Annotated in this window: 25 protein-coding genes and 1 riboswitch; of the genes, 3 read left to right on the top strand and 22 right to left on the bottom strand. The window is 48.3% G+C overall.

What is annotated here, in order from left to right:
* The 11 genes from QTL79_RS12970 to QTL79_RS12920 form a co-directional block, all read right to left on the bottom strand.
* Positions 1–1,221, bottom strand: coding sequence for a hypothetical protein (locus QTL79_RS12970; RefSeq protein WP_346355396.1), 1,221 nt, complete (start codon positions 1,219–1,221; stop codon positions 1–3).
* 472 nt (positions 1,222–1,693) lie between these two features.
* Entirely contained in the window at positions 1,694–1,984 is a 291-nt protein-coding gene (locus tag QTL79_RS12965) for a DUF2325 domain-containing protein (RefSeq protein ID WP_346355395.1), read from the bottom strand.
* Positions 1,985–2,165: 181 nt separating this feature from the next.
* Positions 2,166–3,197: a [FeFe] hydrogenase H-cluster radical SAM maturase HydE gene (gene hydE / locus QTL79_RS12960; RefSeq protein WP_346355394.1), complete on the bottom strand. Its 1,032-nt coding sequence runs from the start codon at positions 3,195–3,197 to the stop codon at positions 2,166–2,168.
* A 34-nt stretch (positions 3,198–3,231) separates the two neighbouring features.
* A complete protein-coding gene (locus QTL79_RS12955; RefSeq protein WP_346355393.1) occupies positions 3,232–3,570 on the bottom strand; it encodes a DUF2292 domain-containing protein in 339 nt (112 codons plus the stop codon).
* Entirely contained in the window at positions 3,567–4,736 is a 1,170-nt protein-coding gene (locus QTL79_RS12950; RefSeq protein ID WP_346355392.1) for a trans-sulfuration enzyme family protein, read from the bottom strand. Before QTL79_RS12950 ends, QTL79_RS12955 begins: the two co-directional genes overlap by 4 nt.
* Before the next feature lie 81 nt (positions 4,737–4,817).
* Positions 4,818–4,922, bottom strand: a riboswitch (SAM riboswitch).
* Positions 4,923–5,092: 170 nt separating this feature from the next.
* Entirely contained in the window at positions 5,093–6,319 is a 1,227-nt protein-coding gene (locus QTL79_RS12945) for a MalY/PatB family protein (RefSeq protein ID WP_346355391.1), read from the bottom strand.
* A complete protein-coding gene (locus QTL79_RS12940; RefSeq protein WP_346355390.1) occupies positions 6,319–7,071 on the bottom strand; it encodes an amino acid ABC transporter ATP-binding protein in 753 nt (250 codons plus the stop codon). The genes QTL79_RS12945 and QTL79_RS12940 overlap by 1 nt, the downstream gene beginning before the upstream one ends.
* A gap of 2 nt (positions 7,072–7,073) precedes the next feature.
* A complete protein-coding gene (locus QTL79_RS12935; protein ID WP_346355389.1) occupies positions 7,074–7,784 on the bottom strand; it encodes an ABC transporter permease subunit in 711 nt (236 codons plus the stop codon).
* A gap of 27 nt (positions 7,785–7,811) precedes the next feature.
* Positions 7,812–8,510: an amino acid ABC transporter permease gene (locus QTL79_RS12930; RefSeq protein WP_346355388.1), complete on the bottom strand. Its 699-nt coding sequence runs from the start codon at positions 8,508–8,510 to the stop codon at positions 7,812–7,814.
* Positions 8,511–8,523: 13 nt separating this feature from the next.
* Positions 8,524–9,366 carry a transporter substrate-binding domain-containing protein gene (locus QTL79_RS12925; protein WP_346355387.1) on the bottom strand — a complete coding sequence of 281 codons (843 nt, stop codon included), beginning with the start codon at positions 9,364–9,366 and terminating at the stop codon, positions 8,524–8,526.
* 19 nt (positions 9,367–9,385) lie between these two features.
* A complete protein-coding gene (locus QTL79_RS12920; RefSeq protein ID WP_346355386.1) occupies positions 9,386–10,057 on the bottom strand; it encodes a DUF1847 domain-containing protein in 672 nt (223 codons plus the stop codon).
* Positions 10,058–10,333: 276 nt separating this feature from the next.
* Here QTL79_RS12920 and QTL79_RS12915 point away from each other — a divergent pair, with 276 nt between their 5' ends.
* A complete protein-coding gene (locus QTL79_RS12915) occupies positions 10,334–11,590 on the top strand; it encodes an anaerobic sulfatase maturase (RefSeq protein ID WP_346355385.1) in 1,257 nt (418 codons plus the stop codon).
* Between the two features lie 50 nt (positions 11,591–11,640).
* Here the strand turns inward: QTL79_RS12915 and QTL79_RS12910 are convergent, their stop codons facing one another.
* The 11 genes from QTL79_RS12910 to QTL79_RS12860 form a co-directional block, all read right to left on the bottom strand.
* A complete protein-coding gene (locus QTL79_RS12910; protein ID WP_346355384.1) occupies positions 11,641–13,158 on the bottom strand; it encodes an arylsulfatase in 1,518 nt (505 codons plus the stop codon).
* Between the two features lie 20 nt (positions 13,159–13,178).
* A complete protein-coding gene (gene budA / locus QTL79_RS12905) occupies positions 13,179–13,937 on the bottom strand; it encodes an acetolactate decarboxylase (RefSeq protein WP_346355383.1) in 759 nt (252 codons plus the stop codon).
* Between the two features lie 117 nt (positions 13,938–14,054).
* Positions 14,055–14,930, bottom strand: a complete 876-nt coding sequence (locus tag QTL79_RS12900; RefSeq protein WP_346355382.1) for a carcinine hydrolase/isopenicillin-N N-acyltransferase family protein — start codon at positions 14,928–14,930, stop codon at positions 14,055–14,057.
* Between the two features lie 29 nt (positions 14,931–14,959).
* Positions 14,960–15,538 (bottom strand): hypothetical protein, encoded by a 579-nt coding sequence (locus QTL79_RS12895; RefSeq protein ID WP_346355381.1) that lies wholly within the window; start codon positions 15,536–15,538, stop codon positions 14,960–14,962.
* Positions 15,535–16,116, bottom strand: coding sequence for a hypothetical protein (locus QTL79_RS12890; RefSeq protein ID WP_346355380.1), 582 nt, complete (start codon positions 16,114–16,116; stop codon positions 15,535–15,537). Before QTL79_RS12890 ends, QTL79_RS12895 begins: the two co-directional genes overlap by 4 nt.
* Before the next feature lie 181 nt (positions 16,117–16,297).
* Positions 16,298–16,882, bottom strand: a complete 585-nt coding sequence (locus tag QTL79_RS12885) for a response regulator (protein WP_346355379.1) — start codon at positions 16,880–16,882, stop codon at positions 16,298–16,300.
* A gap of 14 nt (positions 16,883–16,896) precedes the next feature.
* On the bottom strand, positions 16,897–17,706 hold the full coding sequence (locus tag QTL79_RS12880; protein WP_346355378.1) for an L-2-amino-thiazoline-4-carboxylic acid hydrolase: 810 nt from the start codon (positions 17,704–17,706) through the stop codon (positions 16,897–16,899).
* Between the two features lie 27 nt (positions 17,707–17,733).
* A complete protein-coding gene (locus QTL79_RS12875; RefSeq protein WP_346355377.1) occupies positions 17,734–19,344 on the bottom strand; it encodes a hypothetical protein in 1,611 nt (536 codons plus the stop codon).
* A gap of 236 nt (positions 19,345–19,580) precedes the next feature.
* Entirely contained in the window at positions 19,581–20,765 is a 1,185-nt protein-coding gene (locus QTL79_RS12870) for a CaiB/BaiF CoA transferase family protein (RefSeq protein ID WP_346355376.1), read from the bottom strand.
* A 205-nt stretch (positions 20,766–20,970) separates the two neighbouring features.
* Complete coding sequence (locus tag QTL79_RS12865; protein WP_346355375.1) at positions 20,971–21,426, bottom strand: HutP family protein; 456 nt, start codon at positions 21,424–21,426, stop codon at positions 20,971–20,973.
* 77 nt (positions 21,427–21,503) lie between these two features.
* Entirely contained in the window at positions 21,504–21,803 is a 300-nt protein-coding gene (locus QTL79_RS12860; protein ID WP_346355374.1) for a hypothetical protein, read from the bottom strand.
* A gap of 261 nt (positions 21,804–22,064) precedes the next feature.
* Here QTL79_RS12860 and QTL79_RS12855 point away from each other — a divergent pair, with 261 nt between their 5' ends.
* Entirely contained in the window at positions 22,065–22,529 is a 465-nt protein-coding gene (locus QTL79_RS12855; protein WP_346355373.1) for an Lrp/AsnC family transcriptional regulator, read from the top strand.
* Between the two features lie 25 nt (positions 22,530–22,554).
* Positions 22,555–23,918: amino acid permease (locus tag QTL79_RS12850; RefSeq protein ID WP_346353263.1), on the top strand; the 1,364-nt coding region annotated here is incomplete at its 3' end.

Genomic DNA, 23,918 nt, shown 5'->3' with positions numbered 1-23,918 from the left:
CTAACCTCCTATATACGCTGTCTTCACGCCGATAATCTTGACCGGAGTTGCCGGGACATTCTTAATCACCGCCGGCGTCGTTGCCGTCGAGGCGGCGGGCTGCGTCGCGCTGCCCGCATAATACATCAGTTGCAGCAGGTTTAAGTTTTGCAAATTCACTGTTCCGCTGTATTGCGACATTCCTGCCGCCAAATTGTAAATCCATCCGTCAAGCACTGCGATCGTGCATTCATTGATGTCATTGTCTCCAGCCGCCTGCACATTTTTAATGTAAATGTTATATGCCGGCGCCGTAAAATAGCGAACCGTGTTATCCGCAGCCGTAAGCGTAACCACAAGCTGCTTCGTCGATGCCAACGTATTGATCTGGTTGTTCACCGTCGAATCGCCAAGATAAACGCCCGCGTTGGCTGACGCAAAGAAGGCTGTTGCTTGTGCGTAATTTTTAGTAACTTGATTTGTGAATTTAGAAGTCTGCGTTGTCGTTTGCGCGGTGGTAAGTTTTGTTGCAGAATTCAAGGAAGGCGTCACTGGATTTGTTTTAGAGGCATCTGCAATCGATTTCACCAGATCTACGCCCGAAGAGATAATCTCCTCGACATCTCCGTCTTCACAGGCAATAATGATCCCAGCCGCATCTTTGATGCTGGAGAAGGCAAAATCAAAAACTTTACCCCATAGAATGTTTTTCTTTGACGAATACTCATAGCCTAGTTGAATGTACGCACCATTTAAAATTGAGCTTGGATTGTTTACTGTATTTAAGGTCAAGCGTTGCCCCTGGCTGAAATGCCCAGAATAAGTAGAATAGGAATTGTTTTCGTTTGAAGCAGGTATTAATGGGCAAAGATTAATCATGCCTTCCCAATACGCGTTGCCTTTCGCTATCGCATACGACTTGTTTGCCTTATGCGTTAAAAGAGTATCTAATTTGATTGGCGTCGCTGCAAAGACATTTTGTTGATTATTCAATGCATTGCCGCTTGTCGAAAAGCCAGTGGAATATAGATTTGCATATTTGTTATTTGCAAAAGTGGAGTCATTCGCAACAGCGATTGAAAGTTGCTCACCGGTTAGATTGATGATTCTGGTAAAATACATCCCATCCCGGGGATCCAGCAACACCGATCCTGATCCGGAAGCAGCAACCGCCTGCGTTGCTCCATACTGCATCACCAACAGTAAGGTTAAAACCATCATCAGCCATGTTGTTCTTTTCATTGAAATACCCCTTTCATACTTTAATTCGAGCAAACCGAGCCTATTTGGGGTGATTATAACGAACCACGCATTTTTGACGAAACATTCGGTCATTTAGTCTTGCAATCCCCCCCCCTTCTCTGTCCTATCAGCATCTAACCTTCCACTTTCAACACCGATTTTCAGAATATTACCTGCTTTACACTATCCCGTTCTACATCGCTCTCGTTTTACCTTTTATTACCAGCCTTATTTTTCGATTAAGTTTTATTATTTAAAAGCATCATAAAAAGCGAGTAGGCTATGAATCATTTTGCCTACTCGCTTTCTATGTTTTTATCTGCTGTTTTAAAATTGCTTTTCTCTCCATCGCTTTCTTTGCTAAAGCAAAGTCTGCTTTCTTCATCGGTTATTCAGCAAAACAAGGCTAAACAGCCAGGTCATTGAAATTGCCAACGGCAAAAGTTGGTTTTCCCGCATCTTGCATCCCTCCTCATTGCATAAAGTTAGTTGCGTTTAATTTTGCCACCAGGCTGCAGCAGGAATTGGGCGTGAATAAAACCGGAATCCCTTGGGCTTTCGCCTGATCTTTAATATGTTTTGCCGTCATATGATTGATATAGTCGACAATCACCACCACTAAAGAGGTTGCTGCGGGAATATGCAGTTTTCTCATTTCCGCTTTTTTCCGCCCGCTGACATGATTTATCGTCTGCATGCCAAAACTGTCCAAACACTTTACCAAACTCTCCAACCGATCGCCGCCAACAAGCATCACTGACATAGTTCCCGCCCCTTTCTTTTCATTGTTACGATAAACAAAGGCCGGGTCGAACAGCATGCACTGTCCGAAACCCGGCCTTTGGATGTCCAATCGGCAAGTTTCCCCTTTTGCCCCATTGCAATTAAAACTTTTCAAAGTTTCTATTTTATTGATTTTAACACACATCGACCACTACTGCAAGTCATTTGTTCTTTTTGTTGCGAAAACCAAAGTCCGTTGCGACATGGCGGCCGATGCCGTTAATCTTTCCGGTAATGCAGCCGCGGCAATGAGCAGGCGTGTCGTTCAAACAAATTTTCCCGGGATAAAGCAGGTACATTTTACGATATTCCCCTTCAGTCACATTCGGCATCACTACATTGGCGCCGCTTTGCAGCGCAAGGATGCGACCTTGCGGATGCAACGCTTCCATGGCCGTTGTCGCCGGAATATTGGCCTCCGGCAACAGCAAGCGAGTCAACGCCATCACCTTGCGACTGAGTGCAAAAGCGCCGTTTTCAGCCTGAGCCAGCGGCGTGTCCGGATTGGCGATAAAAGGTCCGATGCCAACCATATCGGCGTCTAATTTCGCAAACAATAAGATATCATCCGCAATGGACTCCAGCGATTGTCCGGGCAGCCCGACCAGGCAACCTGTCCCAAGTTCAAAACCAAGCTCCTTTAAATCCAGCAGACAACGATAGCGATTATCCCAGCTTTGTCCCGGATCAAGTTTTTCATACAGTTCCCTGTCTGATGTCTCAATGCGCAGCAAATATCGATCTGCACCAGCCGCTTTGTAGGCGGCGTAATCCGCTCGACTCTTTTCGCCCAAACTTAGCGTCACGGCCAGTTCCATTTCTTTTAGCTGCCGGATAATTGTCGTCATGGTATCCACGTCGTAAGAGTCGTCTTCGCCTGACTGCAGTACGACAGTCTTATAGCCGTATTGCACCGCCTTTGCCGCGAAATCGATGATCTCTTGCGAAGTTAAACGATAGCGGCGGATTTTTTTATTATCACGCCGCAAACCACAGTACAGACAATTCTGCTTGCAAATATTAGAAAACTCAATCAAACCGCGCAGATGAACGCCGTCGCCGACGAAGCTCCGGCGTACCCGATCCGCTGAAGCAAATAGAGCTTCATCATAATTTTCTTCCGACAACAGCTCGACGATTTCTTCCTTCGTTAGCTGATGCGTCTGTTCCGCTTTTTCAAGTAAGCGCAGCATACCGTTCCTCCTTTTCTCGCCTCACTATTTAAACTCAGATTCCCTCGCCGTCAAGGCCGCACGCGCCTGCCCAGCGTCGTTTTTCCGTTTTCTCGATCTGATTGACGCGACCGTTGACGATTTTCACAAGAATTTGCCCATAACGCATGCCGGTCATTTCCTGGCAAATGTGTTCACGAACCCGCTCCAAGACTGTCGCATTTATTTTTTCCGCTTGCACGGTTTTATTTTGCACGGCTTGCACCTGAAATTTTTCCGTACGTTCCAGTTGAACCACTTTTCCGTCTTGAACAATGATGGTCAGCACCCCAAAGCGAATCTGACGAACCGATTCTTCGACAATGGCGTTGACAAATGCAGTTCCGGCACTCATATCTTTCCCCGCCCCGCTTCCTGCTCAGCATTTCCAATCGCAGCCTGCGCCAAATCGGCGATCAAATCGCGCGCATCTTCGATTCCGACCGATAAACGAAGTAAGTTTTGCGTGACCCCCAGTCGCTCTCTGACCTCTGGCGGAACATCGGCATGTGTCTGCACCGCCGGCAGCGTAATTAGCGTTTCGACGCCGCCAAGGCTCTCTGCAAAACGCAAGAGTCGAACCTTTTTTAAGATATGCGCCGCCAATTCGGGCGAAGTCACGCGAAAGGAAATCATTCCGCCATAACCGCTCGACTGACGATCCTGAACTTCTTTGCCTGGATGCTTATCAAGCCCCGGATAATAAACCTGTTCAACCCACGTTTGCTGTGTGAGCCAGACTGCCAATAATTTCGCATTTTCCTCGTGCCGCCGCATGCGCAGCGCCAACGTTTTTAAACTACGAATCAGCAGCCAGCTGTCATTCGGACTAAGCACCGCACCGGCGGCATTTTGCACAAAGCGAACTCTTTCTGCAATCTCCGGCGTACGTGCAACCACCAACCCGGCGATTAAATCATTATGCCCGGCCAAATACTTGGATGCGCTGTGAATCACAATATCCGCGCCTAGCGTTAACGGGCGTTGAAAGTAAGGCGTCAAGAATGTGTTGTCGATAATTAACATACTATCATTTTCTTTCGCCAATTCCGCCAGTTTTTCAATATCGGCTATATTCATTAGCGGATTGGATGGCGTTTCCACAAAGATTGCCTTTGTTTCCGCTCGAATCGCTTGTTTGACGGCGGCTAAATCACTGCCGTCGACAAAAGTGATTTGCAAGCCAAATGAGGCAAACACTTTTTCCAGCACGCGGTATGTCCCGCCGTAACAGTCTTCGCTGACCACCAAGTGATCTCCTGCGCGATACAGCATCACTACCGCCGTAATCGCGGCCATGCCGGAAGAAAATGCAAAGCCTGCATATCCTTCTTCCAACGCAGCTATGCCTTCTTCTAAAATTTGCCGCGTCGGATTATGGCTGCGCGTATAATCATAGCCTGTACTCTGGCCTAACGCAGGATGACAAAAGGTCGCAGTCTGATAAATGGGTGTACTTACCGCCCCGGTTCTTACATCACTACAAGTCCCGACTTGCGCCGCTTTCGAATCAAAATACATAACAATCATTCCTTTCTTCTTAAACAGATATAAAAAAGACCCCTTTCCGAGGAAAGGAGTCCGCATTGCGAAAACGCCTTTCTCTCATCTGTCAGAGCGTTTTTGCTCTGCTGGAATTAGCACCACTGCATTGCTGCCGGTTGCCGGGTGTCATCGGGCCAGTCCCTCGACCACTCTTGATAAGAGAAGATCCATATTTACTTGTCCGTTATCTTACCATCTCACAAATCGATTTGTCAACTCATTTCGCCATCACGCATTACAAATCAGATAAAATTCAAGCCATTCTCCATCATATTGTTACCTTTACGTTTTACATTTTGCTTGACCTGAGGCTCCCCCGCCATCCTAGCCGCCTATTCTTTTCCCCTTTTTTTAAGAGCCTGTTCGATTCGCTCCAGCGCTTCGTGCAAAATACGACGGGACGTTGCAATATTAAGACGGACAAACCCCTCTCCCTGTCGCCCAAAACTCCGGCCCGAATTCAAACCCACTTTAGCCTCCTGCACCATAAAACGATCCAATTCACGGCTGTCGGAAAAGTACTTATTAAAATCAAGCCAGATCAGATACGTACCTTCCGGTTTCACCATCGTGACTTCCGGCAAGCGGTCTTGTAAGAACTGTGCGGCATATTCGGCATTAGCAGCCAGATAGGGCAATAATGCATCGAGCCACTCGCCGCCTTGCCGGTACGCGACCTCGGTAGCCAATACGCTGAACAAATTATTGCGCCGCAGATGAATACGCCCGATCCAATTGTCCAGTTGCTTGCGCTTTTGCGGGCAGGGAACGACGACATACGAAAGATTCAGTCCTGCCACATTAAACGTCTTGCTTGCCGCCATGAACGTGACAATGTTGTCTGATGCACCGCCTTCAATCGATGCCAGCGGAATATGGCGTTGCCCCCGGTAAACGATATCGCTGTGAATTTCGTCAGCCAATACCGTTACCTGATAACGCCTGGCCAGCTCTTTAAGCGTCGCCAATTCTTCGCGGCTCCAGACGCGTCCGGTCGGGTTATGCGGGCTGCAAAGCAGCAACAAGGTATTGTTCGGATCGGCCATTTTTTCTTCCAGATCGGCAAAATCAATTTCATAGCGACCGTTTTGCAATCGCAGCGGATTTTCCACGACCGCACGGCCGTTGTCTTTCACCAGTTCAAAAAACGGCGGATAGACCGGCGGCTGAATGATTACGCCTTCGCCTTCTTTGCTAAACGAATAGACTGCCAGCGTCAATGCCGGAACGACACCGGGCGTCAGCAACAGCCATTCGCGCTGAATCTGCCAAGCATGACGCCGTCGGTTCCACTCGATGATTGCCTCATATAACGACTCTTCCTGCGTATTATACGCATAAATCGGATGTGCGGCTCGTTCTTGAAGGGCTTCGGCCACTGCCGGCGGCGAAGAAAAATCCATATCGGCAATCCACAGCGGCAGCACCTCTTCGCCAAACACATCCTGAACGCCATCCCACTTGCGACTGCCGGTTCCCCTACGCTCCACTACATTGTCAAAGTCAAAAGCCATTTTCATCACCTGTTTCTCCATATATTTATCTTTTAGCTTCTGCATCAGATAACATAATCCTCCATCGGCAACAATCGCCGTAAAAACTGTTGCGTCCTTTCTTGTTGCGGACGGTTTAGAATTTCCTGCGGCGGCCCCTGCTCAACGATCACTCCGCCGTCAATAAAAATGACCCGATCGGCAATTTCTTTTGCAAAAGCAATCTCATGCGTAACCACGATCATTGTCTGTCCCGCTTTGGCCACTTGCTTCATCACGCCCAGTACCTCGCCCACCCATTCAGGATCCAGCGCTGAAGTCGGTTCGTCAAACAAAATCACCTCCGGATCGAGCGCCAATGCACGAGCAATCGCAACGCGCTGTTGCTGTCCCCCGGACAGTTGCTGCGGATATGCCCCCTCTTTTCCTTTAAGCCCAACGTCGGCGAGCAATTGCCTCGCCCGCTCCTGCGCCGTTTTTTTCGGCACGTTTTGCACTACGATCATGCCTTCGGTAATATTCTCCAACGCCGTTTTATTGCGAAACAAGTTGTATGATTGAAAAACCATGCCTGTTTTACGTCGCATCGCCACCATATTTTGACGCGTCGCCAAGCCGCAATCCACAGCCAAATCGCCTATTTCAATCCGCCCGGCATCCGCCTGTTCCAGAAAATTGATGCAGCGCAAAAAAGTCGTTTTCCCCGATCCGCTTGGTCCGATGATCACCACCACTTCACCTTTTGAAACGGATAAATCAATTCCTTTTAGCACATTATGTTCGGCAAACTTTTTTTCTATTCCTGTTATTTGGATCATTTTTATCCACTCCATCCAGATGCGCGCAGCTTATTTTCGCCAAAGGCAATTACCTGCTCCACCAAAAAGCATAATAACCAGTACAATAGCGCCGCTGCTAGGTATGCCTCTAAAAATTTATAGTTTCCATTTGCTTCAAACTGCGTGCCATTTAATAGCTCAACAACGGAAATCAGTGATGCCACCGCCGAGCCTTTAATTAAACCGATAAAATTGCTGCCGATCAAAGGCAATGCGACCGGCATCGCCTGCGGCACGATGATGCGCAGCAACAGTTGACGATTGTTCATGCCGACAGCCCTTGCAGCTTCATACTGACCGGCCGGAACCGCCAGCAACGCCGAGCGAATCACTTCCGACAAGTAGACGGCGGCATGAATCGACAAGCCAGCTACTGCCACCCAGGTATAAGAAATATCCTTGGCAGAAAAACCGCCAAGCCCAAACTCTTTCAAACTTTCTGCGCCAATGTTCACCGCCAAGTACAAAATCGTAAGCTGCAGCAATAATGGAACACCGCGTAAAAAGGTAACCGCAAGCGCAGCCAATGAGTGGAGCAGCGGCACTTTCAGCAGACGAATCACAGCAATGACGCCGCCTACACTTAAGCCCAACAACAATGGTATGACGGACAAAAGCAATACTATCGGAATAAACCGAATGCCAATACCGATTTCATAAACGAAAAATGCCGAATCAAACTGAAATCCCACTGTTTCTCCTCCTCTTCCTTTGTATTATCATTGCGGTTTAATCTGCTCGATGCCTAACGTGATTTGCAATTTGGCAAACATTCGTTCCAGCAGAAAGCTTAACGCGAAAAAAATGACAGCTGCCGCCGTATAAGCTTCCAGCGAACGGTAGGTGTTGCTGCTAATCGCCTTAATAACCCCGACGATATCGATTACGCCCAGCGTATAAGCAAGTGACGTATCTTTCAACAACGAAATGATGTTGTTGCCTAATGACGGCAACGAAATCCGCAGCGCCTGCGGAACAATAATCCGGCTAAAGGCCTGACGGCGCGTCATGCCTACAGCATAAGCCGCTTCAAGCTGACCACCGTCTATCCCTTTTACTGCCGCACGGATGATTTCCGATAAAAAGGCAGCGCTGTTCATGCTATAGGCGATCATCACAAACCAAAGACTGTCCAGGCGATTGATATGAATGCCCCCTGCTTCGGCCAGCAGCGGCAAGCCGATATATACGATATAAAGCAGCACCAACAGCGGAATCCCTCGAATAAAAGATACATAGGCTGCAGCAGCTGGCGCAGCAAACGGCAACCGATAGATGCGCGCCGCCGCCAGCAGGATGCCCCCGATCAGACCAACAATAAACGCAACCGCAACAATCGCCAGCGTAATATGAATGCGGCTAAGCAGCGTTGGAAAACTAGTGAAAAACAAGCCAACGCTAAATAAATTTTCCAGCATACGTTACCTCGCTTTAAATTTTCGAAACATAATCGCCGCCAAGCCATTTTTTTGACAGTTCCAGTAATGTACCATCATCCTTCAGCGACTGCAATGCACGATCCACATCCTGCTTCAGCTGCGTCCCTGTCGCGTCATTCTTACGGTACAAATAATACGCGCTCGAACGGCTGATCGGTTCACCGACCACTTTGATTTTAGCTCCGTAAGTCGTTTTATATGCATCCACATTGCGTTGAATATTTACAAACGCATCGGTTTTGCCTGACGCTAAATTTTGCAACGTAATCGTCGGATCCGATGCTTCCAAAATCAGTTTAAGCCGATTGCCGTTTTCTTTATTCCATTTGTCCGTCACTGCCGTTTTATTGGCCGACGCTTTGCCGACTTCCACCGTACCGTTCAAATTGGCCAAATCGTTTAGCGACTGAATATCCGTCCGTTCTTCTTTGACGACAAGTTGCAAATCATAGGTTGTTATGCCAACATCGCCAAATAAAAACTTGTTTTTGCGATCCGGATTGATTTCGAATTGATGTGCGGCCAAATCAATTTTTCCGGTTTCCAAGCTGACTAAAATTGCATTAAAATCAAAATTTTTAAATTCAAATTCATATTGCGGCAACCGTTCATTGATTTTTTTTAACACTTCTACTTCAAATCCGGTTAAATTATTTTTTTCATCCAGATAGCAATACGGTTTATATTCACTGCCGGTGCCGATGATAATTTTCTTTTTCGTCCCACTGCCTGCATCCGCTGAATTTGATGAACTGCAGCCCGCCGCAGCAAACAGCATTGTCGTCAACAGCGCCCCAAGAGCCAATTTATGTAGCCATTTTTCTTTTCTCATCATCTTTATCCCGCCTTTTATTTTATGACTCTTGCAATAAACGTTTGTAGTACGATTGCGCATTATACAATGCACCTACGGGATTATGCGCCATCACGCGATCCTTAACCACCAGAGTTGTCACCAGCGCCTCGGAATGTTTGAGAAACAGCGAATCATGACCAACGCACAATCCAATCACAACATTTAAATCGGTTTCTTGCTGATTTAACAATTGCGCCTGCAGAATCGGGTTGCACATCGCCTCATGCTTTCCTGGCCGCAGTTTATCCTGTTCAGCCAAGCCAATCTCGGTTTTATCGACCGCACCGACTTTACAAATGGCGCTATACGATTCCAAGCCTTTCGCACTGAGGATCGCAGCAAAAATTTTAGCTTCCTGGATCAACCCGGCGCACGTTGCAATGCCGATTTTTTTTGCACCAATCCCTTTCGCGAACTCAACAATTTCTTCGACTCTAGTCAGTTTACCGTAAAAACGCCCTTCAATCTGTGCGGAAACACGCGCCACTAGCGCATCCTGATGCTCGCCGCGCAAATAATCGGTGACGCCGCTAATCATTTCATCCATCCCATGTTCGCCTCGACTTTGCGTAGTCAAGCAAAACGCCGGAAATGTCGCATCCAGATTCCGGCAATTATACACCCCGCAATCGGTACAACTTTTGCTTTTTATTGCTTGTTGTTTTTTCATTTTCACTCATCCCTTCTTTAGAAAAAATATAAACAAAAAAGGCTAAGGAACGTCTCTCCATGCAGAGAGCTGAACCTTAGCCTTCAGTTTACTGATCGGCTGGAATGCTATGTCATTTTAGATAATGAGCATATTCTACACTAAAAAACTATACGATGCAAGAATTAAATCTTCACTCCTTATTATCGCTCCATCGCAGGAACGCTTTTCCACGCTGCAGGAGAAGCAAGACATTAACGCGAAAACATTTCATAGCGATATGAAGGGAGATCCTTTATGAAAAGTTCAATGCCGATTCACGTTCTTGCAAAACCATCGGGTGCAGCCTGCAACCTTGACTGCGCCTATTGTTTCTTTCTTTCAAAGTCTCAACTCTATCCTGGCGCTCCGGCCATGATGAGCGATAAGGTAGTAGAAGAATACATCCGTCAGTTATGCAATTCCAACCAAAAAAGTGTTACGCTCTCCTGGCAAGGCGGTGAACCGACATTGGTGGGCCTCGATTTTTACCGGCGCGCAGTTTCCTTTGCGGCTAAATACCGCCGTCCCGGTCAAACGATCCAACACACGTTCCAAACCAACGGCCTATTGCTGGACGATGCCTGGTGCACTTTTTTCAAGGAACATCACTTTCTGGTCGGCCTCAGCATCGACGGACCGCAAAGCATGCATGACGCCTACCGGGTAGACAGAAACGGCGTTGGTTCCTTTAAGCAGGTAATGCATGCCTTATCATTGCTACGCAAGCATCGAATCGATTTCAATCTGCTTTGCTCGGTTCACGCTGCCAATGTCGATCATCCTGCCGCCGTTTATCATTTTTTGCGTGACGAGTTGCAAGCGCAATACATTCAATTCATCCCTATTGTGGAACGGGTCAACGCCGACCAATTGCATCTTGCCAACCGCGGCTGGAAAAATGACGCCCTCCAGCCCAGGCCACTCTATACGCAAAGCGGCGACCAGGTTACCGAACGCTCCGTCGACGCCGATCGCTACGGCCGCTTTCTGATTGCCGTTTATGACGAGTGGGTACGTAACGATGTCGGCGCCGTCTTCGTACAAACATTTGACGTGGCGCTTGGCAGCTGGCTTGGTCAGCACAATTTGTGCATCTTTTCGCCAACCTGCGGCAACGCTGTGGTCTTAGAGAAAAAGGGCGATCTTTATTCCTGCGATCATTATGTGGAACCCGACTATCGTTTAGGTTCCATTTGCGAGACAGAAATCAGCACACTGGCCGCTTCAAAAAAACAGCGCCGCTTCGGCTTGCAAAAATCAGACGGTCTGCCGAATTATTGCCGCCAATGCGACGTCCTGTTTGCCTGCCATGGCGAGTGTCCCCGCAATCGCTTTCGCACAACACCCACTGGCGAAGCCAATCTTAACTATCTTTGCGCAGGCTATCAGGCGTTTTTCCGCCACATCCGACCGACGATGGATTGCATGGCCGCACTTTTGCGCCAAAATCGTTACGCCGATGAAATCATGCAGCTGCTTGCACCAAAAACAAAGCATAACGATCCGCTTTAAAAGAAAGACTGTCTCACCGGCCTTCGAAAGCCGCTTGAGACAGTCTTTTTTTATTTTGCCGCAGCGCAGCGCGAAATCATGCTGACGCATTCGGTAACCAGGCCAAGTTGGGTGTATTCTTTTACCTTTATCTCACTTGGACGCGGCGGAACATAGGGGTCCGGCGTGCCCGGCTTGATCGGCGGCTCCAATGCCAACGTCTTAAAAAACGCCGTCGAAGCCGCCAGCATCGGGTGCAAGACCCAGCCATGCGGAAAATCCACCGTATGTTCCTCGCGCGGATCCCATTCTAGGTTATACAGGTTCGGCACATTGTACGGCGTCCAGGTTGACAAAAATTCATCCTGCTTAAAAAAATGCGCTTTCCATTGCCGCCACTTTATTGCCTGCAAACGCTCATTTTGAAAGCATAAGACCGTATCGCGTCCCGACTCTTCTGCTTCGCCAAGCAGAAAAGGCCGCATATCCATCCCGTCAATTTGCCGATCATCCGGTACTTTTGCGCCCGCCGCACAAAGCAGTGTTGTAAAGGTATCGACTGCATGCACCAATTCATTACTGACTTTGCCGGCCGGAATTTTGTTTGGCCAGCGAATAAGACAGGGCGCTCGGTTTGAACCTTCAAGCGAAGTCAGATATCCGCCGCGCCATGGACCAGAAAAACCGTTCCACTGGCTACCGAGCGGATCAGGATCCATTGCTGGCATCCGATATGTCGTATCCGGTCCGTTGTCTGACGTCCATACTACAATCGTGTCTTCCTCCAGCCCCAACTCATCGAGCGTATCGAGAATCCGGCCGGTAAAATCGTCCATCTGCACCAATAAGTCGGCCATAGCGCCGCGTTTCGTCCGTCCGGCATATTCCGGGTCGGGAATCGTCGGGATATGTACCTGAGTGTATGGTAAATAGAGATAAAAAGGCTTCTCCTCGTCTTTGGCACGCTTGATAAAATCAATCGCCCACTCGGTAATTTTTCGATCAAAGCCGGCACGAAACTCCGCATCATACGTAGCAATCGCTTCGGCTTCGCCGCCGCGTTGTTTCGCATAAATTGATTGATATTCAAGTTTTACCTTTTCTTCCGTATAAGGAGCGGACGTCACTTCTCCATTTGGAAAATAAGACTGCATCGTCCAGAGAACTTCATCGGCTGTACGCGGACTCCAAATCGCTTCATCAAAACCAAATTCAACCGGACTGCGATTTTCCACGTCGCTGCCGAGATGCCATTTGCCATACATCCCAGTCCTGTAACCTGCATCCGAAAGCGCCTGCGCAATCGTCACTTCCCAGCGCGTCAGGCCATCGGCGCCGCCCATAAATTGCACAACCTGCGTTCCGGAACGAATTGGATGCCGTCCGGTCAATACCGCCGAACGGCTTGGCGTGCATTGCGCTTCCACATTGAAATTAAGGAGGCGCAACCCCTCTGCGGCAAGGCCGTCAATGCGCGGCGTAGGCGCGCCGCGCAGCACACCGCCGCCGTAACACCCCAGTTCGCCCCAGCCTAAATTGTCCATGAAAACGAAAATGATGTTTGGTTTTTTTCCTTCCGTACTATTCATAAGCTATCCTCCAATGCCGTTTATGACTTGTATGAATCTTTTTGCAATAACGGAACGGTCTGATACGGAGCAAATTCTATTTCCAGTTTGCTTTTTTCATCCAAGAGCAACCTTCCCTCACGCATCTGAAGTTCCAGCACATGACCGCCTTTTTGCTTATCATCCGACAAAAAGTGCAAATGATAGCCGCTGGCATTCGCATTGCCAAGATAAGACGGCAGCCAGAATCCGACCAGCGTTCCCTGCACATTTTTGTACTGAAATACGCTTTGCTCCTTTACGGCGTTCGACAAAAGCGGGTAAGGTTTCTCATAAGGCCCGACGCTGCGCACCGTGAGCGCAGCAAAGGTTCCCTTAACAACAACCGCATAGGGCAAATCGCTGCGGCTGCGCAAGTTGTCGATCTGAAGTTTTAACGCAGCATAGTCTGTCGCCTCCGCCAGTTTCACCTCATTTCCATTTTTCCGCAACTGCGTGACCGCGTAAAATGGGCTTTGCGCCGCATCGCCTTCAAGCGTAACCGTACCGTTTTTAGCGGCCTTATACACTTGCCCGTCCAAAATAATCATTTCGCCATCCAAACCGGCGAATGTTCCAAGCCCCGTATCGCCTTTTTGCTTAATCTGTTTTACGCTGGCCACGCCGCTATAATTCCCGGCCAGCAGCGCTTCTATCGTCGAACCTTGATAAATAGCCGCCGTATCGATTTCTTTCGCACTTGCCAATCCGCCAAAAGAAAATAGTAAGACTAAGCTTACCAACCACAATATTTTTTTCATTTTCACGACTCCTTTTCTCAAGCAAGCTTTTTCCGTAACGTCTCTATTGCTGTCGATAAAAAATGGTTCTGTTGCTCGACAACAAAACCATTTTTTCATTTTGCATTGCATCTTAAATTAGTGCAACAGTTCCAATGCCTTGCCGGACATCGCTTCGCTCAGAGTAAACTGCGCTTCTTTAACGCCTTCATTCGGATTGGTCAGTCTTACCCAAATCAACGGCTCTTGACCGTTACTGCGATGCTGAACAATGAACGACGCATAGGTTCTCATTTCCCTTTGTTCATACCAGACAACCGGATCTTGCGCAAACCGTTTCATATCCGCTAAAGTGAAAATGGATTTTGACTCGATTTGTTCTCTTGCTTTTAGCAAACGTTTGCGTTCATAAAGAGCCAAAGAATTGTCTACTCCCGGCTGCAGTTTCGGATTCAAATCTTGCATCGATGCTTCCTGGTATTCATTGGCGTGAATCATCGCCCCATTCACCATTTCTTTAACAGCCACGCGCCCGCTTGTCCCTACTTCAATATAGGCGACCTTATTTTGATCGGCTACGATTAAAAAGACCGGCTGTGTTTGCCACTCGTTCTTTGTCAACGCCAGTATCACCTCATCCGTCGTGCGATAATGTCCCAGTATCCAGTCGGCATCAAAGCTCTTGGCCAACGGCGGCACTTCTCCCCGCGGCGTGTTCGGCGGCGTCGACAATTCAAGCAATACCAGCCCTGCTTCATTAATGCCGCCGTGATTCGCACTGCCTTCCAAATTGCCGAACAGGACAAAGTAAGAAAGATCCCGATTGCTCTTCATCAGCTTCAGCGACGTAATATCGCCCGGCATCCAGTCGCGATTTTTCACCACTAATGTTCCGCCGCCTGCAACGCTGTCACCGGAAGCCATCCATGAGGTACAAGCCTGAACGGGAAGCACGGTCGCCGCCAGCATAATAAACGTCAAACAGATCATCCATATTCCATTCATCTTTCGCATTCTCTCCCTCCTGTTTCTTGTTTCACCGGTCATGCATCTACACTGTCGGTTCTCATCATTTCTTTCGGCGCTTTTGATAAATGTGTTGTGTACAGAATCGCAAGAATCATTGCTCCGTCATCGATAATCTCCGACATATACCCCGGCATTTCCGGATACAACTGACGCACAAACGCATCGATTAGACCAATGCTAAAACTAACGCCCCAAGCGCCGCTGATCTTATAGTTTTTGTGAATGAAGCCAGGCGAATCCCAATACTGCATCGCCACCTTCTGTTTGGCATAGACAAGCGTAAACGGCTTTCCCTGTACGATCGACGCCCAAGTTAACGCTGCCAATGTGCCGCTGGAAAAAAGGCCGAGATGTTTCATATACCAAATATTTGTTAAGCCCACGACCATGATCAGGCTAAGCAAAAAGAATAAGCCGCTGCCCCAGGCAATGATGCCTTTGTCTAACCCTTTAATTGCACGATAGGCGCAAATGAGCGCCGCTACAACAATAGCTCCCTTCAGTAACAGCAACTCATTCTGCACCGGCAACTGCAGCAACAGCTTGAACGCGACCCAAGGCGAAAAAGCCAGGATCATTGACCAAAAGCTCATACCATTTCCTCCTCGCTTTTAGGCGGCGCGGCATTTTCCTTTTTTGTGTAACGCGCCGTAAAAGTAGCCGCAGCCACCAACGCCGTAGTGTCGATCACTTCAAAGACCACTCCGGCAGACGGAAAAAATGTCAATTTTAAGACGGCATCGATAAAACTAATCAAAAAAGCGCAGCCCCATACCCCAGTCAGAATATTGTTTTTCCGAATAAAGGCAGGCGCAGTCCATTGTTCCGGCGCCACTCTCATTTTTGCATATTCAAGTGTGAACGGATTTTTCAGGATAATCGAGCCCCAGGTAAAGGTCGCAAGTGTGCCATGCGACAATACTCCCAGGTGTTTTACTACCCACATATTATTCATGATCGGCACCGTCAGCAAAGCAAAACCAAAGAACAACAATCCGCCCCACATCAGCGCTCCTCTGTGCAGACCAATCCAAGCCTGATAAGCACAGATAGCGGCCGCCACGACAATTCCGACCTTGACCATTTCAATAGGCGGCAAAATGGGTAAACTAATGAGAATTTTAAACGAAACCCACGGCGCAAACGCAATTATCATTGACCAAAACCCCACGTCCTCGCCCTCCTTTTTCCATTTTAATACAGTCCGTATTTACAGGATATCATTTTCTTTTACAATATACACTAGCCAAAAGTATAGTTTGCAGCTATTTTACATCCTTTTCAAACTCGTACTTTACTTTACCTGGATAAAACAAATCCTGCGCAAGCAAGCTGTTCACGCAGGATTTGTTTTACTTTTTTTGCTTTGCCTTTTCATAGTCAGCATCAAGCTCCGCTTGCTGAATCAATGCGGCAGGCAGCGGCCCGATTCTCATGCACTTATTGGGACAAACAAAGTCAACCGTATGAATAGCATTCACTTCGATCATCTGTTGATCGCACTTATGGCATTTTGCCAGCCAATAATCGGGCATCTCTTCTTCCTTTGCAATACCGAAGGCCCGATAGAAGGCATTTTTAAAAATTGTCGCTTTAAATGGTTTGCTGATAAAAGCTTCAATGCCCAATTCAATCAGCTCATCCACCACTTCATTGGCATTACTGCCGCTGCACATGATAACTTTCGCACCGGACTGTGTGTTTTTCACCTCGCGCAATACGGCAACTCCATCGATACCAGACATCACAATATCCAGAACGAACAGATCGAACTTCGTTTTCTTCATCTTGTCAATTGCTTCTTCGCCGCTGCCTGCTTGCTCGATCTGTGGATTGGCTATGCCCAACTCGTGCAGTGTTTTATGAATCAGACCGCGTGAAAAGCTCGAATCATCAACGATGAGAACCTTCGCCTTCTTATAATCGCCACTTTCCATATTTTCCATGCCCCCTATTGTTTCTGCATCAACTTCAGCTCTGATTCCCAGTCCTGCAGGACCGGACGGTCTTTCTTATAGCGGAAATTGCAAATTCCATCGCCTCGCGCAATCGTCTTCGAACGGACAAGGCCGCTGCCGATCGCACGGCTTTTAATAAAATCGTTGCTGCAGACATAAGGCGCCAATTCCGGTGTTCCCTGTGCCTGCAAATATTTGACCACGCCGCATTCCGTATAGTCAATGCCGTAATCAAACGTATTGCCGTCGCCCTCAAGATAGTTGGCCACCCAATTTTGCGGATATTGGCGTTCCTGCGTCCATAACGCCCACTGGCGCAAATTTTCTTGTTCCTGCGTCGAAAACAAAGCTTCCCCGCTGGCTCGCGCTTCATCCTTCGGCGTTGACGCCCAGGTATATTCATTCAATTGATAGATCATTTTGCCGACAAACTCCGCCGTCTTACCGCGCGCGCGAAGCGGCCGATACAATGCCGCATACCAGGCCGCTACCGGAATAAACTCGACGTCCCAGTTTTTCGCTCCGCCGACCTCCGGCATTCCCGGCAGCCAATTTATAAAAGAAGTCTCCGCCTGTATTATGATTTTTTCCGTTTCCGCTTCACCAAATTCCGGCTTCAACATCTGTCGCACACCGGCTAAGACGCCGCGAAACGCCCCTACTAAATCTTTTTTGTGCATAAGATAATAATTTTCTTGCGCCGCTGCTGCACTAACACAAGAAAAACCCTTCAGGAACATACTACACGACAAACATGCCATCGCCGAACATTTTATAAACTCACGCCGATTCATTGCCGCCATTTTCATTTCACTCCTTGCTTTAGCATTTTATTTTTTCTGCAGCTGTGCCGTGAGAATCCCATTAAACGCCGCCGAAAATTGCGCGGACGTCATACCATATACCTTTGTGAAGGCCGCTTCCGCATCCCCCAAGTCCTTGACGGCTTTAAGCCATGTATAAATCGATTCAACACCGTAACTTTCCATTAGATGCAAGGCCGCCAGCTCTGCCATATTATTAACGACCGACGAACCATATTTTCCAACGGCAGCGCTCCAGGCTTGCGGCGTTTGCAATTCTCTCAGTTCCGGCAAAACCTCGGCTTTGCGCAAAGCATTCAAACACGCCGCCTTATCTTTTTCGAGATTAGAAACGCCGCTTGTCTCGACGATTTGCGCCGCAACGCCCGCTGCACTGCCCGCATTCAGCCAATTCATCTTAGCCAGCGTTTGCTGTGCTGCAGTCTGTGCCTGAAAACGCTGCACCATCGTAAGGGCTGTAATAAAAAGGCGCTGCTTTCGCGTAGTAAGGGTGCCCAAATCCAATACCGTAGTACTGCCGGCCCACGACCAAAAACTATTTTTCGCCTTTTGCCCGGCATCCAACGGATTTAACCCAAATTCCTTCGCCAATGCACCAGCGTAAGCATTCTTGTCGGGCGTCAGCACGATACGCTGCGACGAGCGCAAATCCGCCCCCCATTTCTCTTTGAAAAACCGACGGCTCAAGGACGCGCCGTTTTCGATATCAGCTGCCGCGTCCGGCAAAACGCCCGCCTGCACAATGACTTCCACCTGCGCTTCATTATGCGTGGTATTTATGAACCAAGCTTCAAAGTCTGATAAAAACTGGTTTATTGACACGTCAAAAGCCTGTTCAAACGCTTTATCCCCATCGCTCAACGTTCCTACCAAACGAAAATATTCGGCAATCGCTTCATACCCTTTATTACCAGGCTGTTGTTTAAGCAAGTAGAAGACCATCAAATCCGACATTTGATAAGGATATTTTTTTTGTTCCATCATTGTCGCCCATTTGTCAAGATTCGAGTGGAGCAGCTCTGCGGCTACGGCATGGTTTGGCGCATTGCGTAACGTGTTGATCCGGTCCAATTTCCATTTCTCCATGCTCTGGTAACCGCTTCTCTCGGCAATACGTGCGCCGATTAAGTCGGCCGTTCCTTCTTTTAACCAGTTCATCGCTTTGCCATTTTTTCCATTCGCCAACTGCGCCTGAAGCTGATGGAACAGTTCATGTCCGGCATCAGATGCACGCCCTTGCGCCGAACGCATGATCGTAGAACCTCCATTCAGCGCTACGACTTGAAAGCGGTCGCTCGACATGCCGCCGGTCAAAGCAGCTTCACGCGCCGCCTTATCCGGTTTCATTTTGAATTCCCGCTGCAAAACTGCGGCATAATTTTCACGACTGGGACAAACAATCAAAGTAACATCGCGCGTAAGCTCCAGTTTCATATCTTCCTGCAACACTTGGTTGAACAAAAGCGCCGTTTTTTGCACATCGGCAAGCATCGCGGCATCGGCTCCATTCTCGGGCAAAACGCGAATTGCCCCTAATGCAATCGCTGGACTGGCAAACAGAAGAAAAGCCGCCATAGCAAAACGCACTATACTCTTACGCAACACAGACTGTCTCACTCCTGCTGCCCCCTTTCCTTTTTTCAGCGCCACAGGCAAATGAAACATCGCCGCATCCGCTCATTACGTTTTTACTATATTCTGTTTGCCTTCAGTAAACTCCTTTCCTTTTTCTCTGCCGCATTATTTTGCACGCATAAGAAAAGTATGGCGCAAGCTGCATTCCTGAAGAGGATGCGGCTTGCGCTTACAATCACTACTAATAAAAACACACGATAATCAGCAGGCAGCTTTCTTTAGTGCCCTGACGCCTGCGGCCATAGCATTGCCTCTTCCTGCGCTTTCTCCTTAACTTCCGCCAGTATATCCTTAGTGTGTTCGCCTAAACGAGGTGCAGCGGCTGCGATTTTCCCCGGCGTTTTTGACAATTTCACCGGAATTCCCGGCATTTTCACAACTCCGGCGCTTGGATGCTCCAATTCCACAATCATTTCACGCGCTTTGATCTGCGGATCAGCCATCATCTTTTCGATATCGTTGATCGGCGCACATGGCAGTTCTGCCCCTTCCAGAAGGCATAACCACTCTTTTACCGTCTTTTTGACAAAGACTCCGTTCAGCAGCGCCATCAGCTGCGCCGCGTTTGCCGTGCGTTGCCCATTGTCGCTGAAGCGCGGATCATCAAGCCATTCATCGTGCCCGATAATTTGGCAGAGTTTACGCCAAAGACGCTCATTTCCTGCCCCGACAATCAGTTGTCCGTCGGCTGCCGTGAAAGCTGCAAAGGGTGTTATGGAAGGATGACGGTTGCCGAGAGGTTTCGGACTGCTGCCGGATATCGCATAGCGCGCCACGGCATTCTCCAGCATCGCAACCTGACAGTCGAGCATTGCGACATCCACTTTTTGTCCTTCTTGTGTCCTCTCGCGGTGGAAAAGCGCCAGCATCACGCCATACGCGGTAAACATGCCTGCCGCCAAGTCTCCAATCGACGCACCGACGCGCGTCGCTTCGCCGCCCTCAGCTCCGGTTATACTCATGATACCGCCCATCGCCTGAACGATGATATCATACGCAGGTTTCTGCCGGTACGGACCGCTATCGCCAAAACCGGAACAGGCAGCGTAAATGATTTTCGGATTCACTTCCTTCAATGTTTCATAGCCAAGACCGAATTTTTCCATTGTACCCGGCCGATAGTTTTCAACAACGACGTCGGCATTTTTCACCAGCTCTTTAAAAACACCCTTGTCTTCTTCCTTCTTCAGGTCAAGAACGATCGATCTCTTATTGCGATTAAGACTCATAAAATATGCACTTTCTCTGCCGATAAACGGCCCAAAGCTGCGCGAATCGTCTCCGCCGTTCGGCGGCTCTATTTTTACCACATCAGCGCCAAAATCAGCCAGCATCATCGTGCAATACGGCCCCGCTAACACCCTGCTCAAATCTAAAATACGAATTCCCTTTAATGCATTCATCGTAAATCGCTCCTTTTTATTTGACTTCAAGCCAACTGCAGCAACAGGGAAAGCACGCCTCTCTCTCGTCCTCAATCCCTCATTATGCCTTGACCAGTTCGCTGCCAAAACAAGAAACGTTCCTGTTCATTTTCCGCCCTGAGAAAACAAAAAAGACAAACGGAAATATTCTTCCATCTGTCTCTCATACACCCATTTTTCTCTTTTATGCATCGGTTCCCAAATGCATGATTCCCATTCCAGCCCGCTCGTGGTTTGTCATGGGATGGATCGCCGATTCACCAAATAAGGCCACCGCAATCCAATTTGCATCCCTGACGATAGCAATTTTTACAGCTACGCTCGTACTGCTCGCCATATTTACCATCATGCCCCGCTTCGCTTCTTCAATCGCATGCAAGAGCGCATGATAATTCGTCGGCGATTTGGTGACGAGCCCGCCATTCAGCGCTGCGCCGATAATTGCCCGCGTGCTTTTGGCCTGAAATTCATCCTGGCCGGAGCCGCCCACTTCGGTCACAACATAGCGGTATTCCATGTCGGCTAACATAGCCTTGACGCCTTCTTCATCCGCGATCGTCCGCGTCAGCGCCAGAAGCATTGCAGCCGTTCCCACACTGCGGATACTGGAGCGCATCAATGGCTCATTCATCTGTTTCATCAGACTCGAATCCTCATTCTCTCATCCATTATGTTATCACACATCGAATTTTCCGTCAATTCCAACGCTTCACAACACTATAACGACTCGCAGAATTGAACCGTAACCGTTCCGTTTGCGTTCTGCTGCCAGACAACATAAATATATTGATCATCAAATCGTTCTCCGGGATCGTCGCCCGTCTTCCAGTTGGCCTCGAATTCCGCTTTATCTGCTTCGTCAATCAGCCAACCGCTTAGGTTTTGCACCAGCAGTTCGCCCAAATCGGCTTCATTTCCTTCACTGTCGTCGAGAAAAAAACATTTTCCCTGTTTCCCTGCTTGTTCTTTTACGAGCACAAGAAACTTGTTGAATTTCATTTCTTCACTTGATGCCATATTTCATGTACCGCCTTCCCTTATTTTCATACCACCTATCTTATCATTATCCAGCTAGTGCGGCAATTCACTTCTATCCTTTCTATATTTTTATAGATTACATTTTATTTCTTTAATTACTTTTTCATTATCTACATGCGTTACCCATAGCTTATTTTCTATTTAAATTCTTTAAATTATTGACAAAACGTAATTAAATATCGTATATTTGCATAAACGCAAAATTTTATTTTTGCAACTTTGTAAAGGAGGCTTGTTGTTATGTCACTTGATCAGTACGATCGAGCGATTCTAAACGCTTTACAAAAAGACTCATCCATCTCGAATCTTGATCTTTCCAAATTGATCGGTTTATCTACATCCGCCTGCCTGGCCAGAACAAAAAACCTGAGAGAAACAGGCGTCATCAAGCAGTTTACCACTGTCATTGACGAAAAAAAAATCGGTTTGGATATGATTGCCTTTATCATGGTCGTACTGTCGCCGTTAAAACGCGATGTCGTTGATTTTTTCCTTGAGCAAATCAACAGCATTCCGCAAGTTCTTGAATGCTACACCATTGCCGGTAGTCGCGATTATTTATTAAAAGTCGCCACTAAAGATATGCAAAGCTACAAGGACTTCATCCTCGACTCTTTAATGGTAATTCCAGGCGTCAGCCGGATCGAAGCCAATATCGTGATTAATACCGATAAACGTACGCTTTCCTTGCCAATTGAAGAGTAAACCAAGAAAAGAGAGGTAAGAACAAATGGAAGAGAAACAACTTACCAGGGGTCTTAAAGCGCGTCATATTGAACTGATCGCTTTGGGCGGCACAATCGGCGTAGGTCTATTCATGGGTTCGGCAAGCACCATCAAGTGGGCAGGACCGTCGGTTCTTCTCGCCTATGCGTTAGCCGGCATGGTTATGTTCTTCGTTATGCGGATCATGGGCGAAATGCTGTTCCTCGAACCGGTCACCGGTTCCTTCGCCACCTATGCGCATAAATACATTCATCCGTTGGTCGGTTATCTGACCGCCTGGTGTTACTGGTTCCTCTGGGTCACCGTCGGCATGGCCGAGGTCACCGCAATCGGCATTTATTGTAATTATTGGTTTCCGGACGTCGCACAGTGGATTCCTGCACTCGCAGGCGTTGCGATCGTCGCTGCGGCCAACATGGCAGCAGTTAAATACTACGGCGAATTCGAATTCTGGTTTGCACTCATTAAAGTAGCGGCCATCATCACAATGCTGGTCATCGGCGTTGGCATCATCGCTTTCGGTATCGGCAACGGCGGCGTGCCGATGGGCATCGGCAACCTCTTTAATCACGGCGGTTTCTTCCCGGGCGGTCTCGAAGGCTTCCTCTTCGCACTCTGTTTAGTTACCGCGGCGTACCAAGGCGTTGAACTCGTCGGCATCACGGCCGGCGAAGCCGAAGATCCGAAAAACACGCTGCGCAAAGCAACGAAAAACATCATCTGGCGTATCCTGATTTTCTACATCGGCGCGATCTTCGTTATCCTGTCCATCTATCCCTGGAATCAAATCGGCACCATCGGCAGCCCGTTCGTTATGACCTTTGCCAAAGTCGGCATCGTAGCCGCTGCCGGCATCATCAACTTCGTTGTTTTAACCGCGGCCATGTCCGGCTGTAACAGCGGCATCTACAGCGCGGGCCGCATGCTCTACACGCTGGCGCAAAACGGCCAGGCGCCGAAATTCTTCGGCAAAGTATCCGAAAGCGGCGTACCGTCGAACAGCATCATGACCACAATCGGCTGTCTGCTGCTTGGCGTATTCTTCAACTTTATCGCACCGGATTCCAAACTGTTCATCTATATCTACAGCGCCAGCATCCTGCCTGGCATGATTCCCTGGTTTGTCTTGGCGATTGCGCAACTGAGCTTCCGCAAGAAATGGGCGGCTGAAATGCCGAATCATCCTTTCAAATCGCCGTTCTATCCGATCAGCAACTATTTCACGATTGTGTTCCTCTGCTGCGTACTGGTCGGCATGTGGTTCAACTCCGATACGCAGGTATCGCTGATCGTCGGCGCAGTGTTCTGCGCGATCGTCATTGCCAGCTATTACATCTTTGGCATGGGCAAACGTCAGACGCTGCATGA

This window comes from Azotosporobacter soli (genome assembly GCF_030542965.1).
GTDB lineage: Bacteria > Bacillota > Negativicutes > SG130 > SG130 > Azotosporobacter > Azotosporobacter soli.
This window is presented reverse-complemented; position numbering and strand designations above follow the sequence as displayed.